Source organism: [Mycoplasma] gypis (genome assembly GCF_016924775.1).
GTDB lineage: Bacteria > Bacillota_I > Bacilli_A > Mycoplasmatales > Metamycoplasmataceae > Metamycoplasma > Metamycoplasma gypis.
The window spans coordinates 86,262-105,736 of sequence record NZ_JAFFTD010000004.1 but is presented as its reverse complement, the minus strand read 5'-3'; the positions used below and the strand labels follow the sequence as shown (position 1 = coordinate 105,736).

15 protein-coding genes are annotated in these 19,475 nt (G+C 28.7%); 7 read left to right on the top strand and 8 right to left on the bottom strand.

Features of this window, described 5'->3' with window-relative positions:
• The first annotated feature begins 287 nt into the window (after positions 1-287).
• The 4 genes from JV175_RS04160 to JV175_RS03395 all read left to right on the top strand — a co-directional run bounded on the left by JV175_RS04160 (position 288) and on the right by JV175_RS03395 (position 4,379).
• Positions 288-1,226, top strand: a complete 939-nt coding sequence (locus JV175_RS04160; protein WP_205499580.1) for an ABC transporter ATP-binding protein — start codon at positions 288-290, stop codon at positions 1,224-1,226.
• The gene (locus JV175_RS03405; RefSeq protein WP_205499579.1) at positions 1,219-2,073 is read left to right on the top strand and encodes an ABC transporter permease; all 855 of its coding nucleotides are present in this window, start codon (positions 1,219-1,221) and stop codon (positions 2,071-2,073) included. Before JV175_RS04160 ends, JV175_RS03405 begins: the two co-directional genes overlap by 8 nt.
• Before the next feature lie 187 nt (positions 2,074-2,260).
• Positions 2,261-3,382: an AEC family transporter gene (locus JV175_RS03400; RefSeq protein WP_205499578.1), complete on the top strand. Its 1,122-nt coding sequence runs from the start codon at positions 2,261-2,263 to the stop codon at positions 3,380-3,382.
• A 10-nt stretch (positions 3,383-3,392) separates the two neighbouring features.
• Positions 3,393-4,379 carry a 2-hydroxyacid dehydrogenase gene (locus tag JV175_RS03395; RefSeq protein ID WP_205499577.1) on the top strand — a complete coding sequence of 329 codons (987 nt, stop codon included), beginning with the start codon at positions 3,393-3,395 and terminating at the stop codon, positions 4,377-4,379.
• A 905-nt stretch (positions 4,380-5,284) separates the two neighbouring features.
• Here JV175_RS03395 and nrnA (JV175_RS04465) read toward each other — a convergent pair.
• Positions 5,285-6,280, bottom strand: coding sequence for a bifunctional oligoribonuclease/PAP phosphatase NrnA (gene nrnA / locus JV175_RS04465; RefSeq protein ID WP_205499576.1), 996 nt, complete (start codon positions 6,278-6,280; stop codon positions 5,285-5,287).
• The gene (nrnA, locus tag JV175_RS04150) at positions 6,273-7,241 is read right to left on the bottom strand and encodes a bifunctional oligoribonuclease/PAP phosphatase NrnA (protein WP_205499575.1); all 969 of its coding nucleotides are present in this window, start codon (positions 7,239-7,241) and stop codon (positions 6,273-6,275) included. The genes nrnA (JV175_RS04465) and nrnA (JV175_RS04150) overlap by 8 nt, the downstream gene beginning before the upstream one ends.
• A gap of 182 nt (positions 7,242-7,423) precedes the next feature.
• On the opposite strand from nrnA (JV175_RS04150), the gene leuS reads away from it, so the two are divergent.
• From leuS to JV175_RS03370, 3 genes are read left to right on the top strand one after another with little or no spacing between them, the layout of a single operon-like run.
• The gene (gene leuS / locus JV175_RS03380) at positions 7,424-9,835 is read left to right on the top strand and encodes a leucine--tRNA ligase (protein ID WP_205499592.1); all 2,412 of its coding nucleotides are present in this window, start codon (positions 7,424-7,426) and stop codon (positions 9,833-9,835) included.
• A 15-nt stretch (positions 9,836-9,850) separates the two neighbouring features.
• Entirely contained in the window at positions 9,851-11,206 is a 1,356-nt protein-coding gene (locus JV175_RS03375; protein WP_205499574.1) for a M17 family metallopeptidase, read from the top strand.
• Positions 11,207-11,211: 5 nt separating this feature from the next.
• Entirely contained in the window at positions 11,212-11,892 is a 681-nt protein-coding gene (locus JV175_RS03370) for a hypothetical protein (protein ID WP_205499573.1), read from the top strand.
• 66 nt (positions 11,893-11,958) lie between these two features.
• On the opposite strand, the gene plsY is transcribed toward JV175_RS03370, so the two are convergent.
• The 6 genes from plsY to gap all read right to left on the bottom strand — a co-directional run bounded on the left by plsY (position 11,959) and on the right by gap (position 19,460).
• Positions 11,959-12,633, bottom strand: coding sequence for a glycerol-3-phosphate 1-O-acyltransferase PlsY (gene plsY / locus JV175_RS03365; RefSeq protein ID WP_205499572.1), 675 nt, complete (start codon positions 12,631-12,633; stop codon positions 11,959-11,961).
• 65 nt (positions 12,634-12,698) lie between these two features.
• Positions 12,699-13,358, bottom strand: a complete 660-nt coding sequence (locus tag JV175_RS03360) for a LemA family protein (protein ID WP_205499571.1) — start codon at positions 13,356-13,358, stop codon at positions 12,699-12,701.
• Positions 13,359-13,388: 30 nt separating this feature from the next.
• On the bottom strand, positions 13,389-15,242 hold the full coding sequence (locus tag JV175_RS03355) for a hypothetical protein (protein ID WP_205499570.1): 1,854 nt from the start codon (positions 15,240-15,242) through the stop codon (positions 13,389-13,391).
• Positions 15,243-15,260: 18 nt separating this feature from the next.
• Positions 15,261-16,322 carry a hypothetical protein gene (locus JV175_RS03350; RefSeq protein ID WP_205499569.1) on the bottom strand — a complete coding sequence of 354 codons (1,062 nt, stop codon included), beginning with the start codon at positions 16,320-16,322 and terminating at the stop codon, positions 15,261-15,263.
• A 321-nt stretch (positions 16,323-16,643) separates the two neighbouring features.
• Complete coding sequence (locus JV175_RS04460) at positions 16,644-18,296, bottom strand: ribonuclease J (protein WP_205499568.1); 1,653 nt, start codon at positions 18,294-18,296, stop codon at positions 16,644-16,646.
• A 159-nt stretch (positions 18,297-18,455) separates the two neighbouring features.
• Positions 18,456-19,460, bottom strand: coding sequence for a type I glyceraldehyde-3-phosphate dehydrogenase (gap, locus tag JV175_RS03340; protein WP_205499567.1), 1,005 nt, complete (start codon positions 19,458-19,460; stop codon positions 18,456-18,458).
• Positions 19,461-19,475 lie beyond the last annotated feature (15 nt).

Sequence of the window (19,475 nt, the reverse complement as noted above, 5' to 3'; positions counted from 1 at the left end):
TTGTATTTCCTTTCTGAAATATCAATATTTTATGTTTATTGTATTTTTTAAAACTATTTTATTTAATTTAACGCGTTAAACCACCTAAGTATAGTCTTTCACCTATATCCTGTCCAAAATACGTTAAGTTTATATTAAATATTTTACCAAAAAAATCAAAAAAATAAAATCTGTTTTAATTCCATTTTTTATAGAGCTTTTTGTTGATTTTAAATCATAAATAACTATTATAAGACTAATTGATATATAATTAATTAATTATAAGTATTATAAAAAAAGGAGTAAAAGTGGTACCAAAACAAAACAATACACCTAGTGAAGATGATGTTGTATACATTGAAAATCTTGTAAAAACTTTCAAAAAAAACCAAGCTTTGAAGGGGATTTCTTTTAGTATAAAAAAAGGTGAGTTATTTGGTTTTTTAGGTCTTAACGGAGCTGGAAAAACAACAACATTAAACATTATTTTAGGCCTACTAAAAAGAGATTCTGGAACCGTTCTAATCTCAGGTCAAAATATTGATAAAGATATAACCAAAATACGTAATGAAGTTGGAATTGTTTTTCAAGAATCAATCATGGACCCAATTTTGTCAGTTTATGAAAACTTAATGGTTCGCGCTTCATTATATAAAGGTTTTTTCAAAGACACTACTGTAAAAGATGTTGTTGAAGACATTATTAAAGAATTTCAACTTGAAGAAATTCGCAACAGACCTTACGCAAAATTGTCAGGGGGACAAAAACGTCGTGTAGATATTGCAAGAGCTTTGGTACATAAACCATCAATTCTATTTCTTGACGAACCCACAACAGGCTTAGATCCAAACTCAAGAAAACTGGTTTGAAAAATTTTAAATCAAATTCAAAAACAAAGAAATTTAACAATTATGTTAACCACTCATTACATGGAAGAAGCGGATAATTGCGACCGTGTAATTATTATTAAATCAGGTGAAATTCTAGAACACGGAACACCGGCTCAATTAAAATCTATATATTCAAAAACTAAACTTATTGTTTATAAAGCGAATGAAGATTGAAAAGCTAGACATCAAGACTCAAAAAATATTGATAACAAACTTACTTTTGAATTTGAAAATTTTGAAAAAGGTTCTCAATTTTTAAAAGAAAATATTGAGTTTATCGAAGATTATGAATTTTATAAGGGAACAATGGATGAGGTGTTTTTAAACGTTACAGAAGGGAATATCCAAAATGATTAGTCAAATTTTACAACTAACAAAAAGAAATATTCTTTGTTTTTTAAAAGATCCGAAAAGAATGTTTTTTACATTTATGTCACCTTTTTTCGCGATCGCTATTTTTCTTCTTTTTGCAAGAAATATTTTTATCCGTTCATTGCCCAATAATCTTTCAGAAGATTTAAAAAATCACTATGCTGATATTTTAATGATTGTTGGAGTTTTATCAACCACAGTTTTAACCAACTCAATTACTTTAAGTGGAGTTATGGTTAATGACGTTGAAAGAAAAATTCTTAATGATATTTACATTACACCAGTAAAAACATCAACAGTACGTTTTAGTTATTTAATCTTTAACGTTCTTCTAAATTTTGTTTTAACTCTTGTTATCTTTATCGTTTGCATTATTATTCTTGCAGTTAATAAAACTTTATGAGTTAACAACACATTGTGATTAACAGCTGATAAATTTTTCTCTTTTTTAGGACTTATTTTATTTGGTTCAATTGTTAACTCTTCATTTATGTCATTTTTATTAAGAAGAGTAAGAAACACAGGAGCTTTTAGTGCTATTTCTGCTGGTTTAAGTGTTTTATCAGGTTTCATCATTGGAGCTTTTGTTGACCTTTCAAAAATTCCAAGCTGAATTGGTGAATTATTTTCAATATTACCAATGACACAAATTGCAAACTTATTTAAGTTAGTAGGTTTAACAGAATTGCCTAATATTCACGATACAACATTCATTCATTTATTTGGACAAAATATTGATTGGTGAGTTTGCTTCGTATATGCTGCAGCAGCAACACTAGTAGTAATTTTATTAACATTCTTTTCAAGAAATAAATTTTACGCAACAAGATAAACGCTAGAAAGCAACCAAAATGGTTGTTTTTTTTGTGCAAAAACTTATGATAACATCAAAAATCACTAATTTTTTTATGTTTATTTAATTAAATATATAATATTAAACGAGTAATTTTTTTTACTTATTTATTAATCAAAAATAATAAATTTTTCATTAGAAAGGCAATAAATTGTTTATAACACAAATGGATAGTACCCAACCCGTTACTGTTAAAGGTGCTTTAATTAGTACTTTAAGCAATACCGGTATGTGAGGTGCCATAATATCAACAATTTTTATTATTGCATTAGGTTATGCATTAGTAAAACTTCACGTGTTTAAAACTGAGTGAAAAGCAGTTTTAAACTCTGTAGTTCTTAAAGTTGCTTTACCAGCATTAGCTATAACTGGTTTCATGAAATCAATTTCATTAAATGATCTAAAGCAACAAGGAATTATTTTAGGAGTGTCGTTCGCTTTCTATATAGTTCTATTAATTATTTCTAAACTTTGAATAAAATTCGTTCCACAATTTATACCAAAAATTCTAGGTAAAAAACTAGAAAACGGTGGAACAGCTGTTGAATCTAAAGCTTTAGTTATGTGAATGATGCTAATTTTTGGATCAGTAACATTCTTCGGACTTCCAATCATTAGTTCATTATATGAAAAAGACGGTGGAGTCATCGCCGCTAATATCTGAACAATACCTTACCGTATTTTCTTATATTCATACTGTTTTATGATTATGTCTGGCCTAAAAATGGACAAACAAAACATTAAAAAATCATTAAAAACAGCATTCCTTAACCCTATTGTTATCGCTACATTCATTGGTTTAGTTCTATGACTAACTCAATTAATTCCAGGAGCATCATCATTTGATAAAAACTTTACAAGTGGTAATAAAGGATGATTTGAATTTAGTGTAACAATGCCTTACATTTTCAAACCTTTAACATATCTAAAAGGTCTTGCATCACCACTTGTTTGATTATCAATCGGAATGACACTTGCAGGTACAAAACTATCTTCAGCTGTTAAAGATAAATGAGTTTGAATTTTTGCTGTTCAAAAACTTATCTTAATTCCATTATTAGTATTTTTAGTAATGTTTGGATTAAACCACGCTGGATTAGTAAACAAAGCTATTTCAGCATCAATGGTAATCTTTGCTGCTGTTCCACCTGCTACTGTTGTTATTGCTTATGCAATGCAATTTAAAGTTAATGAAGAATATGCTGCAAAATGTTCAGCACTTACAACATTACTTGCAGTTGTTATGATGCCACTTTGAATCGTTGCTTCACAAGCTGCATTTATTTAAGAGGTAAAAGATGAAAGTTATTTGTTTTGGAGTTAGAGAAGTTGAAGCTCCAATTTTCGAAAGATTAAACAAAGATTTTAATTACGAATTAACATTAAAAAGCGAAGCACTAAACGAAGATAACGTTGAAATTACAAAAGGTTTTGATGCTGTTATCTGTCGTGCAAGCGATAAAGTTAACACTAACGTTTTAGAAAAAATTAAATCTTACAACATTAAATATGTTCTAACTAGAACAGCTGGTTTTGATCACATGGATGTAAATAAAGGACATGATTTAGGAATTCAAATGGCAAGAGTGCCAAGCTACTCACCATCAGCAATTTCTGAAGTTGCTTTTACAATGGCTTTAAGTCTATCAAGAAACATTGCACACTTTAGCTACAAAGCTAAAAACTATGATTTTACTTTTGATAGTTTTGGATTTTCACAAGAACAAAAAAACTCAGTAGTAGGAATCGTTGGAACTGGGAAAATTGGATTCACAACAGCAAAAATGTTTGCAGGAATGAATGCTAAAGTTTTAGGTTATGATCCATATCCAAATGAAAATGCAAAAGAAATTCTTGAATACGTTTCACTTGATGAACTATTAGCAAAAAGTGACATCGTTGTATTCCACATGCCTTACATCAAAGGTCAAAACGACAAATTCATTAACAAAGAATTAATTTCTAAAATGAAAGATGGAGCAATCTTAATTAACGCATCACGTGGACAAATTCAAGACCAAGAAGCATTGCTAGAAGCTGTTAAATCAAACAAATTAAGAGGAATTGGTATTGACGTTTTCTGAAACGAAAAAACATACCTAGGGAAAAAACTAAACGAAATTGAAGATGACACATTCAAACAATTATTAGATTTATACCCAAGAGTTTTAGTAACACCACACATCGGAAGTTATACAGATGAAGCTGTTGCTAACATGGTTGAAATCACTTACAATAATTTAAAAGAACTATGCGAAACATGCGACTGTAAAAACAAAATTTAGTAAAGTGAATAAAAAAGCGGGTTACCCCGCTTTTTTATTATTTTTTTCACTATAATAAACTTTTTTAACATCGTCTTTTTTAATATTCTTCGAACTCTTTTTCGGATTTTTTAGCAACTTTTTATAAAGCATATTTTTACTCTTTTACCGCTATTAAATAACCAGCAATTGATGCTACTAGTCCATTCTTTTTAAATGAATCATTATCAAGACTTTTTCAACTTGAATACATTTAAAAGATCTTTATATTACACTTTTTAATTCCTTAAAATATTGTTTGTTATTTGAAACATAACTTCAAAGCGTTTTGCTTGTTCAAATTTCTATAATTTCATTTTTTAAAAATAAATTTTATAAGACTTTTTTAGTTCAGGGTTATGTACATAAAAATAACATTTTCAATATCTATATTTTTATCAATTTCTTTAATACAACGAATTATTGATTGCTTTATACGATTGTTGTAAAGAGTATAAATTACATTATCATCAAATCCATTCCTTTGAAGATTAAGTTAATATCTTTTCAAAGCATAGTGTTTAAACTCACTTATTTTGGTTTGTATTTTACAGCCAATGGAAAAGAAAAAACAAATTCTAAAAAAATGTTCTTCATCTTTAACGTTAAATATTTGTCTTTAAAAAAAGGGGGGTTACTAATAGCTTTAAAATCAATAATTGCTTTTTACATTTCTGAATTAATTTTTATTTTATTATTGTTACTTCTTTTTATTCCTTTTTACTTATTATTTTTATCACTTTATATTTTCTTTTGTTAATACACACATTTTACAAAAAAGTTATAAAAAATAAGTTAAAGAATTTTTTGTCTAATAATTTTTTGCAAAAAAGCAAAATTTAGGTTTTAAAAGAAATAAAAAAGCACAGTAATACTGTGCTATAAAACTATAAATTATCGTAGTCTTTTAAATTTAAAACTTCTTTTTTACAATCTTCAATTACTGAATTTATTAATTTTTCATCATTTAAGACTGCGCCACTTGCTCTATGATGTCCACCACCGCCTCATTTAAGAGCAACGTTTCTTACACATGCTCCATTCGAACGAAATTCGCAACGAATGTGAGTTGGATCGTCTGATTCTTGAGTAAAGAATACTCAAATTTTATTATCATCAATGTTTGCAAGAGTATAGGGACGATTTGCTTTTAAAGGATCTGTAATTCCTAATTTACGTTGTTGTTCTAAATCGAAGTAAAAACTTACAACTTTATCTTCAATTTTCATGTTTGATTGAATAAAGGCATCAATTCTAATATCACTTAATGATTTTTTTGCCATGTTTTCGAAGATTAAATCTTTTTGACAACCAGCATCTCAAAGTTTCGAAACAATTGACATGGTTCTTTCGTTAGTTAAATTGGTTGTTAATCTAACACTGTCTGTATAAATTCCTAAGAATAACATTGTTGCTGCTCTTGGAGTAATTTTTCAATTTAGTCAAATTGCTATTTCAGCAACTTGTTGAGCTGCTGCTGGTGATTCTTTTTCTACTCAAACCAATGAAGCATTTAAGTCATCATCGTTTGGGTGGTGATCAATTCTAATAACTTCATCAAAGTAATTATTATCTAAGTATTCACGGCACTCAATTCTTTCTTTAAAGTTTGCATCAACAATGATTGCTAAACTGTTTGGTAATTTTTCTTTTTTTAGTTCCTCAAAATCAAGATTTAAATAAGGGAATAATCCTTTAGGGTCACCAATTGTATACACTTTTTTATCTGGGAAATTAGCTTTAATTAATTCTTTAAAACCAAATTGTGATCCTAAACAGTCTCCATCTGGTCTGATGTGGTGAAAAATAACAATGTTTTCAGCTTTTTGAATTTTATTTTCTATTTCTTTGAAAACTTGGATTTTTTCTTCTTTATTAAGCATATTTTTTTATTTCTTCCTTTAAATCGTTAAGTAATTTTTTCATTTCATGTTTGTTTCTAACATTAGCGCCCGAAGCACATTCGTGTCCGCCACCACGTCAGTTAGCGGCAATGTGATTGATTCAAATTCCATTTGATCTAATTCTTACCCGAATACTTCCATCAGCTTGATCAATGAAGAATACCCAAATTTTACAATCCCCAATATTTGCTAGGATATTGACATCGTTTGCTTGGTTTTCATCAAGTTTGAATTTCTTTTGAATTTTTTTAGTTACATGGAATCAAAGAACTTGATCTTCAGCACGGTAATTTAATAAAACATAAGCCATAAAACGAACTTTTTGTTCTTCACGACGTGATAAAGGTAAGTTAACATCATATACACGGAAATCTTTTGCATTGTGTAAATAGCTTGTAACATCAAAAGTTCTTTTTACAACGCTTTCAAATTGGAATCTTCCACTATCTGTATTGATTGCTAAATAACAACATTGTGCAGCTTTTTTATTAAGTTTTCATTTAGCTTTCATCGCAATATAAGCAATTTGTTCTCCACTTGCTGCATATTCATTATCTTCTCATGTGTAATCATAATCAATATCGGGATTAACTGGATGATGATCAATTCTTAATGTTTTTGTAAAACGTTTTTCTAAAATTAAGTTAACATCTTGAATACGATTTGATGAGTTAGCATCAACAACAACTCCTAATGAATTTTGAAAATGTTCTTCAGGAATGTCTTCGATTTTATCGTGAACAAAATTCATGAATGGAAATAATCCAATTGTATCTCCAATGGCGTAAACATTTTTGTCTGGATAATTTAATTTAATCAATTCTTTTAGTCCAAATTGTGATCCTAAACAGTCCCCATCAGGTCTGATGTGGTGAAAAATGAAGATATTCTGCGCTTCTTCAATTGCTTTAACGGCTTCTTTGTAAGTATTTTTAGCCATGTTTCTCCTTATTGTTTTTTTAATTATTTGTAAGTAAAATCTAATATATAATTATTTATATTAAATATATCATATAAAAGCAAAAAATATTTGATTATTGAGCTTTAAAAATGATATTTTAAAAAAAATATTGGCAAGAATAAAAATATTCAACTAAATCAATAGGAATGGAAAAAAACAGTATGTATAACCACAAAGAAATTGAAAAAAAATGACAAAAAATATGAGATGAAACTCAAGCTTTTAAAACAACTAATAATTCAGATAAAAAAGCCTACATTCTTGATATGTTTCCGTACCCATCAGGTGCTGGTTTACACGTTGGACACCCAGAAGGATATACAGCTACCGATATTATTTCGCGTTATAAACGTTTAAATGGTTATGATGTTTTACACCCAATCGGATGAGATGCTTTTGGTTTACCTGCTGAACAATACGCATTAAAAACCGGAAATGACCCAGAAATTTTTACAGAAAAGAACATTAACAATTTCCGTCGACAAGTAAAAATGCTTGGTTTTAGCTATGATTTTGACAAAGAAATTAATACCACTGATCCAAAATACTATGTTCAAACTCAATGAATCTTCAAAAAACTTTATGAAAAAGGGTTAGCAAGCATTGAAAATGTCGATGTTAACTGATGTGAAGGGCTTGGTACTGTTTTAGCAAATGAAGAAATTTTAGAAAAAAATGGTCAAATGGTTTCAGAACGCGGTGAATTTCCTGTTGTTAAAAAACCAATGCGTCAATGAGTTTTAAAAATTACTGATTATGCTGAAGAACTACTACAAGGGTTGGAAAATTTAGATTGAACTGATTCTCTAAAATCATTACAAAGAAATTGAATTGGTAAGAGTGTTGGTACTGAAATTAAATTTAAGTTTTCTAACTTAGATCAATATCTAAATGTTTTTACAACACGTGCCGATACAATCTTTGGCGTAAGTTATGTTTGTGTTGCTCCAGAATATGAAAATATTCTTGAAATGACTACTGAAGAACACAAAAAAGAAGTCGAAAAATTAATTGAAGAAACCACAAAACTTTCTTCAATTGAAAGAAGCAACGAAAGTCGTTCAAAAAATGGGGCATTTACTGGTTTATATGTTATTAACCCTGTAAATGGTAAAAAACTTCCTGTCTATGTTGCTGACTATGTATTAAATAGTTATGGAACTGGAGCAGTTATGGCTGTGCCCGCGCACGATCAAAGAGATTTTGAATTTGCTAAAAAATATCAATTACCACTAAATCAAGTTATTGAAGGCAATATTGAAAATCAAGCTTTTGCTGGTGATGGTGTACACATAAACTCTGAATTCTTAAATGGCTTAAAAAATGAAGAAGCCAAAGCTAAAATCAATGAATATTTAGTAGCTAATAATTTAGGAAGTATCAAAACAAAATATCGTCTAAGAGATTGAATTTTTTCAAGACAAAGATACTGAGGTGAACCTTTCCCTGTTCTTTTTGACGAAGAAGGTAATATCAAACTTGTGGATGATATTGTTGTGCTGCCTAAAACAACAAATATTAAACCTTCAGGAACCGGAGAAAGTCCACTAGCTAATTTAAAAGATTGATTATATGTTGAAATTGATGGCAAAAAGTATCGTCACGACACAAATACAATGCCACAATGAGCTGGATCAAGTTGATATTTCTTAGCTTATATTCTTAAAAATGCTGATGGTTCATATGAAAAATTAGATTCACCTGAAGCAATGCAAAGATTTAAAAAATGACTACCCGTTGATTTATATATTGGTGGTCAGGAACACGCAACATTGCACTTGTTATATGCTCGCTTCTGACACCGTTTCTTATTTAATATCGGTGTAGTTCCTACTGAAGAACCTTTCTTTAAACTTGTAAACCAGGGAATGATTCTAGGAACTGACGGGCAGAAAATGTCTAAATCATTAGGAAATGTTATTAATCCTGATGATATTGTCGAAAGCCTTGGAGCTGACACACTTAGAGTGTATGAAATGTTTATGGGTCCGTTAACTGATACAAAGGCTTGAAGTGAAGATTCAATTAATGGAATCAGAAAATGATTAGAAAGAGTTAATACTCAAGTACTTCGTGTATTTGGCAATGGTATTTCTAAAGAAGTTAATCAAGAAATTGAATCTGAAATCAATATCTTAATTAATGAAATTACTGACAATATTGAAAAGCTTAAGTTCAATATTGCAATATCAAAAATGATGGTATTCATTAACTCGCTTGCAAAAGTAGAGCAAATTCATGATTTTTGCATTTTAAAAACCTTTTTAATTCTACTTAGTCCTTTTGCACCTCACATCAGCGAAGAACTACTTGAAACTCTTGGATTCGCACAAATAAAAGATCAAAAATGACCTGTTGCTAACACAGAAAAAATTCTTGAAAAAATTACTTACATTGGTGTTCAAGTTAATGGAAAAGTTCGAGGAGAAATTGGTATTAAGAAAGACTGAAGTGCTGATGAAGTAATAGAAAATGCTAAAAATATCGAAAGTGTTAAAAAACATTTAGAAAATAAACAAATAATCAAAGTTATATATAAGGAAAGTGCTATACTAAACTTTATATGTAAATAATTTTAAGGAGAAATTATGACAAAATTAATTAATGAAAAAAACAGTGCATTATTATTAAAAGCTGTTTTTGAAGATAATTCACTTCCTGAAGAAGTGCTAAAAAAAGAAAACACAATTACTGATTTATTTAATAAAAAAACTAGTTTTGTTTACTTAGGAAAAAAAGAAAACTACAGCGTTGAAACAGTTGTTGCTTTTGCAAAAATGTTCACAGCTAATTTAAAAAGAGAATATCAAATTGATGTTATGAGTTTTTCAACAAATAAAGTAAGTGGTTCAGAAGTTATTAAAGCTTTTGTTGAAGCTTACGAATTCAATAACAAACCAATTTACAATTTAAAAACTAAAAAATCTGAAGATACAAAAGATTTATATTTATTTACAAAACGTGATTTACAAGAAGCATATGATGAAGCTTTAAAATATTCTGAAGCTGTTTATTTTGCAAGAAATCTTCAACAAATGATTCCAAACGTTGCTAACTCTGAATATTTAGCAAATGAATATCAAAAAGAACTTTCAAAATATTCAAATCTAAAAGTTACTGTTTTAAATAAAAAAGAAATTGAAGAACAAAAAATGGGATTACTACTAAGCGTTAACCGTGGAAGTGTTTACGAACCACGTCTAGTAGTTGTTGAATACAACGGAAATCCTGAATCAAACGAAAGACTAGCATTAGTTGGTAAAGGAATTACTTTCGACTCAGGAGGATATTCATTAAAACCTTCAAGATATATGTTAGGAATGAAATACGATATGTCAGGTAGTGCTGCTTGTGCTGCTGCAATGAAACTTATTGCGGAATTTAAACCAAAAGCTAATGTTGTTGCTGTTTTACCTTTAACTGATAACCGTATCAATGGAGATGCTTCATTACCTGATTCAGTTTGAACATCAATGAACGGAAAAACAGTCGAAATTAATAACACCGATGCTGAAGGACGTTTAGTTCTTGCAGATGGTATGACATACGCAATTAGAAACTTAAAAGCAACTAAAGTTGCAACAGTTGCAACTTTAACAGGTGCAATTCTTGTTGGACTTGGAACTACATATACAGGAGTTTGAGCAACAAATAACAAAGACTGAAGTGCTATTGAAAAATCGGCAAAAATTCAAAATGAATTAATGTGAAGAATGCCACTTCATGAAGATTACGCTAAAAACATTCGTAGATCAGAAGTTGCAGATTTAAAAAATACTGATTTATCAGGAAACGCCGGTTCTTGTTCAGCTGCTATGTTCTTAAAAGAATTTGCAGAAGAAGCTGATTTTATGCACTTTGACATTGCCGGAACAAATGAACTAGCTGAAGTTCCACAAGGTGTTGCTATTAAAACATTATTCGAATTATCTAAAAATATTTAATTAATATGAAATTTTCTTCATTAAGAAAAATTAATGTTTCTGTTTTAATATTTAGCGTCTTGTGTTTAGTGGCTTTAATTATTAGTGCTGTTTTCAATTCAATTCAAATCAATGAATTTAGTGCAAACTATGACAACAGTGATACTCAAAATCGTGTATTTTCAGTATATTTCATACGTATGTATCCAATCTTAATTAGTTTATTTGTGACCGGTTTTATTGTTGCTCCAATCACATTATATGTAACTAATTATTGATATTTAAAACAACGTCAAATTAAAATGAAAGCTTTGAAATCTTTAAATTTATTATTTGTGTCTAAAGGTGATAAAGAAATTCTTGAAGCTAAAAACTACATTCTTAAAACCAATTCTTTATACAAAAGAATGTGAATTTTAGGAATTATTGCTTTCGCTTTCTTAATTGCAATGATTGTTTTCTTATTTTTCTGAGAAGAAAATATTTTTGAGAACAATAACTATCTTGCCGATGTCTTAAAAGATAGTCAATATACAAGTGCTTACGATGTATGAAAATCAAAAGTTGTTTATTCTTATTTAGTGTTCTTTGCAATGTGAATTTTCCTTGCTTTAACATCAGTTTTTGCTGTTTACGGTTTAATGCCTAACCACAAAAACTTAGCATACACAACTAATGAATATATTGCCATTAAAAAAGATAATTAATAAAAAAAACATTGGTTTTTATTCCAATGTTTTTTTGTCACTTTATAGCCTTTTAAAGGGCTATTTTTATTTTAGTTTTAATTTGTTTTCTTTGTGTTCAATTAAACGGTGAATATTGCTACGATGCATTACAATAACGAATAAATCACCTATTAGCATAATTACTCCGTTTGCTAATCATCAATAGTCATTTAAACCTCAACCGATAAAACCAAGTGGTCCTGCTGCAATTCAATAAATAAAACTAAGACAAGCTAAGATAAATGGTGCAATTAATGATCCCAGTGATACATATTTTGTATATCAAACTATTGACACAAAGATGATAATTCCAACTAATAATAAAATAACATTTAAACTTATTACCATCCCTAGAAAACAAGCTGCACCTTTTCCACCTTTAAATTTAAAAAATATAGGGAAAATATGACCTATGAGTGCTCCTAAACCAGCAAGAAGTGGAATAATGCTTTCGGCAACTCCGCCTAAATATTTAAACCCAAACGCAATATAGACTGGGACAAGTGATTTTAAGACATCAAATGCAAAGGTAAGCATTCCAAATTTTTTGCCGTATACTCTTAAGGCGTTAGTAGATCCTGCGTTTTTTGAACCTTTATTGCGAATATCTTCTTTGCCTGTTATTTTGGCAAGAATTAAAGAACCACTTACAGATCCTATAATATAACCTGCTAATAAAACAAAAATGTTAATTCATAAATCTTCTACAGTAATTGTCATAGTTTAAATTTTATACAAAAAGCGCAAAATTACATAAAAAAAGCGCAATGCGCTTTTGCTTTTTATTAAATAATTGATGATGTATCAACATCAGCTCTTTCTAATTCTGTTGCTGTAAAGAAAGGTAAGTTATATAGTTGCATACGGTCTGCAATTACTATTTTTGGAAATGTATAAAGTTTTTGATTAAATTCAGTTACGTGTTTGTTGTATAAACGACGTGCTGCATAAATTTCATCTTCTTGTAAAATAGCTTCATTACTAAATTGCATATACATACGGTCTGCTTTTAAATCTGGATATTGTTCAAAAGTTAATTGTAATCCGGCGCTAACACTATCTAAGATATTTTGAGTTGTTTGAATATCAGTATTTTTATTAATTGAATCGATTTTTGCACGATATTGAGTAACTGTTTTTAAAACATCGCTTTCGTGATTTTTGTAACCCTTAACTGCATCCATAACTTTTGTTAAGGCAGCACGACGTTTTGCTTGTGCAGCTTGAATTCCTGAACTTGCTTCTTGAACTTTAACTTGCATTTCATTAAATCTATTTTTTATTTTAATGGGAATAATTCAAATTGCACCAAATGTTGGTATTGTTGCAATTATCATCATTCCGTAAAACATTGCTTTTTGTAGACCTGAAGCTTTTGCTTTTTGTTGAGTATTGTCCACATTTATTGTTACATCTGTTTGTTCGTTTCTTGTATCAAATAACATATTTTTCTCCTTTTAATATTTTAACCCTTTTTAAAAAAGTGCCATTTGTGTTTTTATTTCATTTGGAATTTTATTAGGTTCGCTAATGAAAATATACATTCCATTTTGATCAATTTCGACTGTATAAAATTGAATATATTTCGCAAATCTTTTATTAAATGAATCAACAAATTCTAGTTTTTCGTTTAGCCCTTCAAAATCACTTGAAATTTCGTAATTATAATAAATTTTGTTATTTCTAACGATGTTTTCAATTGCACTATCTTGTTCAAAACCTGTAGAAATTGGTTTTTTTGCACTTAAGATTAAAGATCTTATTAACTGATTTGGTTTTAATTTAGCGCTTGGCTTAAATATTAAATTTTTTGCTTCATTATATTTTATGTAATTAATATATTTAACCGGAATAACAACATTACCCACATCAGGATCATATTGAGTTACTAATTTAACCTCTTCTTTTGCTCATCAGTTATTTGAAATGATGTTATAAATGAAAGCATCACCAACACTAAATGACTGTTTAATTTCGTGAACAAAATCAATAGCTGGTTTCTTTGTTACCATTTGGAAGTAATTATTTGAGTGGATTTTAACATTCAATAAGATGTTGCTATCTCATGATTGAAATTCTCCTTGATATACACCATCATCTTGATATTGATATTGAAATCTTTCACCGGGTTTAGTGTATTTTTCAGATGCTAAATATTTGTTTAAAAAAATGAATGTTAAATTAGCTAAAAGAGTTTCAATATGTGGATAAAATTCATTTCAAATATGCTTACTAATTGTCTTAGCGTCTGAATATTCTTCATTAATTCATTTTTGCAATGTATCATTTTGCGCCTGATATGAGTTTTTAATTGCAATTGAATCATTAAAAATCAAAAAACCGTTTTGTTTTTTTTCAAAAACTCAATTAAAAATATTTTTGGGCTGTGCATATTCAGCTCATTTAACATAATTATTTTGAGTAATCAACTGAAAGAAATTCATGAATGGAATCTTATCATTAAAATCTAAATTGTAATATTTATAAAAATTGGTGTTTTCTAAAAGAAAATCATTTTTCTTAACTTTGTGTTTAAATGTTTTTTCGTCAATAGGGAGACGTGCACGAAATCTTAATTCTGGTAAGTAATTAGTTGGATATAGAAAAAGTGAACGTTTTCTTAAAAAAGGACTAATATGTTCATATGTTGCTGTAACAGTTTTTGTATATTTTTTTCCATCATATGAATAAGCAAAAACTTTTGCACCTGTATATGAAATTGGTTCATAAGTTAATTTACGATACGAAATATCATAAAAATAATTATTTCTAATATCGTATTTATCAATACATTCTATAAAAATGGGGTTGCGAGCATCCTTGATAACTGATATATTGACATCAGTAAAATCATAGTCATTAACACGCGAAATACCCATTTCTTTTAAAACATAACGACGAATATCAGAAAGACTGAAGTTATTGAATGCATGGGATAATTTCGCATTTTTCTTTACTGTTATTTCATTAATCTGACTTAATAAGTTATTTTTTTGTCTTTCAAAATCATTGATTATTTTTTTATTATTAAAATAAAGCTTTAAAAATGCAAGTCCAATAATAAGAAAACAGAAAAATATGATTACTCCATTTCAGAAAGTTCTTAAACTAATTTTTAAATGTTTTTTAAGTTTAGATATTTCTACATAAAGATTTTGTATATTTTTGTTTGCTACTATGGCTTCATTTTCGATGTTTTCGTTATATTGTTTTAAACGATCTTGAATAAAGATTTTAAACAATTCTTGCGAACGTTTAATTGCTTTTTCATAAAATTGACTAATTGGATCAGAAAATACATCATCGATTGTAGTTACTGTTTTATTCATGTCTTAACCTCTTTTTTATTAATCTAACCCTAAATCTTCTTCATCATCTACTAATACATAACGTTTCTTAGTTTCTGTATGTGATTCTGAAGAATCTTTTTGAGAAGGAGAATAATAAAAATTGTTTTTTGTATTTTCCTGTTCGATAGTTGTTGTCGACTCGTTTGGTTCTGGTGTAAATGTTTCTTGACTCTTTTCATTTTCATATTCATCAAAATCAGCTAATTCATCTGATTTTGCTTCAATATTATCTTCTTGACTCTTTTGTGGCTGCGGTTCATAATAAAACTCTTCATTAAATGTATTTTCAAGTTCCGATTCTTTTTCTTTTTCCGGTTCGATTGAAACGATATCTAAGACATCAAATTCTTTTGTGTCAAAAGGACTATCGGAGATGATTACATTTTCTTCAGTTTCCATTTCTGAACTTATTTCTTTAGTAATCTCAGCTTTTTCAATTTTTTCAATATTTAAATTTTCTTTCGAATTAATGTCTGAAAGTTCATCTTGATCATCAAAATTACGTTTAATAACACCATTAACAACTGGTTTTTGAATTTCAACACTTCCCACTGGTTTATTATTTTCAATTATTGGAACAACTTGTTTAGTTTTTTTGTATGTTGGTTTTTTTGCATAATTTGTAACATTATGAACAGATTTAGCTTTTTGACGTTTAGCTTTGCTTCATGAAATTTTATCAAAAGCATTTTGAGAAATAAAGAAAGCAACAATAGCAAAAAGTAAGGCAAATACTCCAATTAAAATGCTTAAAACAGAACTACCAATACTTGCTGTTACTGCCATATAAAAAGCACCTATTAATCCTATTGAATACTGGTTAGGCAGTGCTTTTACTTCAGTATTTGAATATTGGTTGAAAAATTCTTGAAATACTAATTTAAAGTGATTACCTGGTTTTTTTAATACATCACTAACGGCGTTATTATGAGAGAACACATAAATTGAAGTACCCATAATAATAATTGCAAAACATAGAACAATAAATCTTCACATTGAAAAGTGGAAGACACCTTGAACACATAAATTGAAGTACCCATAATAATAATTGCAAAACATAGAACAATAAATCTTCACATTGAAAAGTGGAAGACACCTTTAAGAATATAATTGTCTTTTAACTTTAATCATCTTTTTAAACAAAACATTATTCCAGTTAAATAGAATAATGTTGAAAACATACCGAAGACTGCTCCGATTGTGTAAGTATGAATGGTTGTTAAAAAAGGTACTGATAAAAATGAAAATATGAAAAATGTAATTAAAATCAATAAAGCAAAAGAAAGCAATACTTTTTCATCTTTTCAAAAACGATAAGCATTTTTGTTTTGTTTTGCTAAAGTTTGTTTTTTAATACTATTAATTTTTTGAAATAATTTGTTAGATTTCATATAAAGTCACCACCACAAGAGGTTCTTTGTACAATGCTTTAAAAATTTTCTTTCTTATTGAACGACGTAATTTTTCTTGGATATCTTTTAAACTGATTGTTTCAGCCTCTTGGAATTCCTTAGTAAATAATTTTTCAATAATTTCATAAATCATTGCCTTATTTTCTTTTGAAACAATTCCGTAACTTGTTATATTTAAATCACCCATTGGCATTTTTGTTTTGTAATCAATTAATGAAGCAATCGCAATAACTCCGTCTCTTGCAAGTGTTTCTCTCTCTTTAATTACTTCGTGTGAAATATCTCCAATACCAAAACCATCAATTATTACATCACCACAGTGTCTAATCATGTGTTTTTGACTTGTTAATTCTCAATCAGTAAATTGCGCTACTTTACCATTGTTTAAAATTAAACAATTATTTTGATTAATTGAAGTGTGTTTTGAAATTTCTGAACTCGCTAACGCAAAGTAACGATATAACCCTTGAATTGGAATGTAATATTTGGGTTTGAAAAATTTAGCGACATCAATTAAATCTTGTTTTGCCGGGTTACATGAATAATATTCTGATGAACTTAATTCAATTAAGTTAGAACAGGTTCTGGCAATTTCATCTAATGTTACTGCGTAATTTACTTCTAATCCATTTACAGGCGGTGCAATCATAATAACGGTGTCTGATGTTTTCAATTTCAAATACACATCATTGTCAGAAGCAATTCTTAGGAAACGATTATGTAATCTTTCAATTGCTCCAGTTACTAAAATGACAGCATTATCAACTGTATTTGCATTACGATAATCAATAATTTTTGGGAAGGTTAATTTTGGATGCATTTTTTGAACCAAACTAATTAGCTGTGAATATGTACGTCCATATGTAATAACAGGACGATTATATTTTTGAGCAAGAAGAAGAATTTCATGAGCTGTTATCATATCTTCATCATAGATTCCCACAATAATTCTTTCGTCTGGTTTAGCTTCTGAAAATTTATATTCAATTTGACTTGAAACTCATAGTTTTTCAAATGTTTTTCCAGGTGAGTTTGATTTACCTGAAACCTCCATAATCAACATTTTTACTTCATCTTCACCAATTTGATGTCTTATTTTTTGCAGATTTGTTTGACCATAAGGCCCTAAATTTCCAACTACGAAATTAGTTAAAAATAAAATATTTCCTTGATTGTAGTTAAAGTTAAATCCTAAAATACCAGGAAGAGCACCTGCTAATGAAAGAGGAGTAATTAAAACTTTTCCAATATTGAAGGGTTTATTAGTTGCAATAACTTCATACTCATTATGTTCAATGTTATATTTTGAAATTCTTTCTAAAACAACAAATTTATTAAAAGTTGAAGTATAAATTTTTAAACCTTTAATTTTCATTAAAAGTCAAGGTAAGGCACTAAAGGATTCATTGTGAACGTCAGTAATAAAAACACCTTTGATATTGTTTTTATGTTTTTCTAAGTATTCAAAATCAGCAATTAATGTATCAATTCCATTGTGGCTATTGATTGGAACTTTGGTTCCGGCGTTAATGATAAAAATTTTTGACTCAATTTCTAAAACGTAACAGTTTTTACCATTTTCGTCTTGTCCACCAAGAGCAAAAAAATTAATTTTTGACATAAGGCTCCTTTTTTATTATTAATTTGAATAATTTAAGTATTTCATTAAATAAATGATATTAATATTTTATATTAAACTTGCTTTAAAAGACTAAAAAACATCAAGAAAACCATTTTTTTTAAAACAAAATAAAAAATAGGGACTACTGCCCTATTTTGATTATAAATTTGCCATGTGTTTTAAAGTTCTTACATATTGCGAAACGAAGCTTTGTTCGTTGTCATATCATGAAAATACTTTGTATAGTTTTTTACCATCAACCTCAACAACAGCAGTTAGTTTTGAGTCGAATACTGAACCATATGTTGTTCCAATAATATCGCTTGAAACAATTTCATCTTCACAGTAAAGTAATGAATCAGAAGCGTTGTTTTTGATTGCTTCGTTAATTTCTTCAATGGTTGGTTGTTTTTCAAGTTCTAGTGTTAAATCAACGATTGATCCAGTAATTGTTGGAACTCTTAAAGCTGAACCATCAAGTTTTCCTTTTAATTCTGGAATAACTTTTCCGATTGCCTTTGCTGCTCCTGTTGTTGTAGGAACCATGTTTTGAGCTGCAGCACGAGCTCTTCTTAAATCTCTGTGTGGACCATCTTGAATATTCTGATCAGCTGTGTAAGCGTGAACTGTTGTCATGAAACCTTTAACAATTCCAAATTTTTCGTTTAAGATGTTAGCCACTGGTGCTAAACAGTTTGTTGTACATGAACCTGCTGAAACTATAATATCATCAGCATTTAGAATATTGTGGTTTACTGAGTAAACGATTGTTTTAATGTTATTTGAACCTTTAGCAGGTGCTGTAATTAAAACTTTTTTAGCTCCAGCTTGTAGATGTAGTGAAGAACCTTCTTCAGAAACGAAACGTCCTGTTCCTTCAACAACAATATCGATATTTAAATCTTTTCATGGTAATTGTGCAGGATCTTTTTCTGCAAAGATAGGAATAACTTTTCCATCAATAATTAAATTATTTCCTTCTGATTTAATATCGTGTTTAAAGCTACGGTGAGCTGTATCATATTTTAATAAATGTGCTAGAGTCGCTGCATCTGTTAAGTCATTGATTGCAACAACTTCTAAATTATCATCATTGAAAATTTCACGAAAAACTAATCTTCCAATTCTACCAAAACCATTGATAGCAATTCTTTTTTTGTTCATTTTGATCTCCTTCTT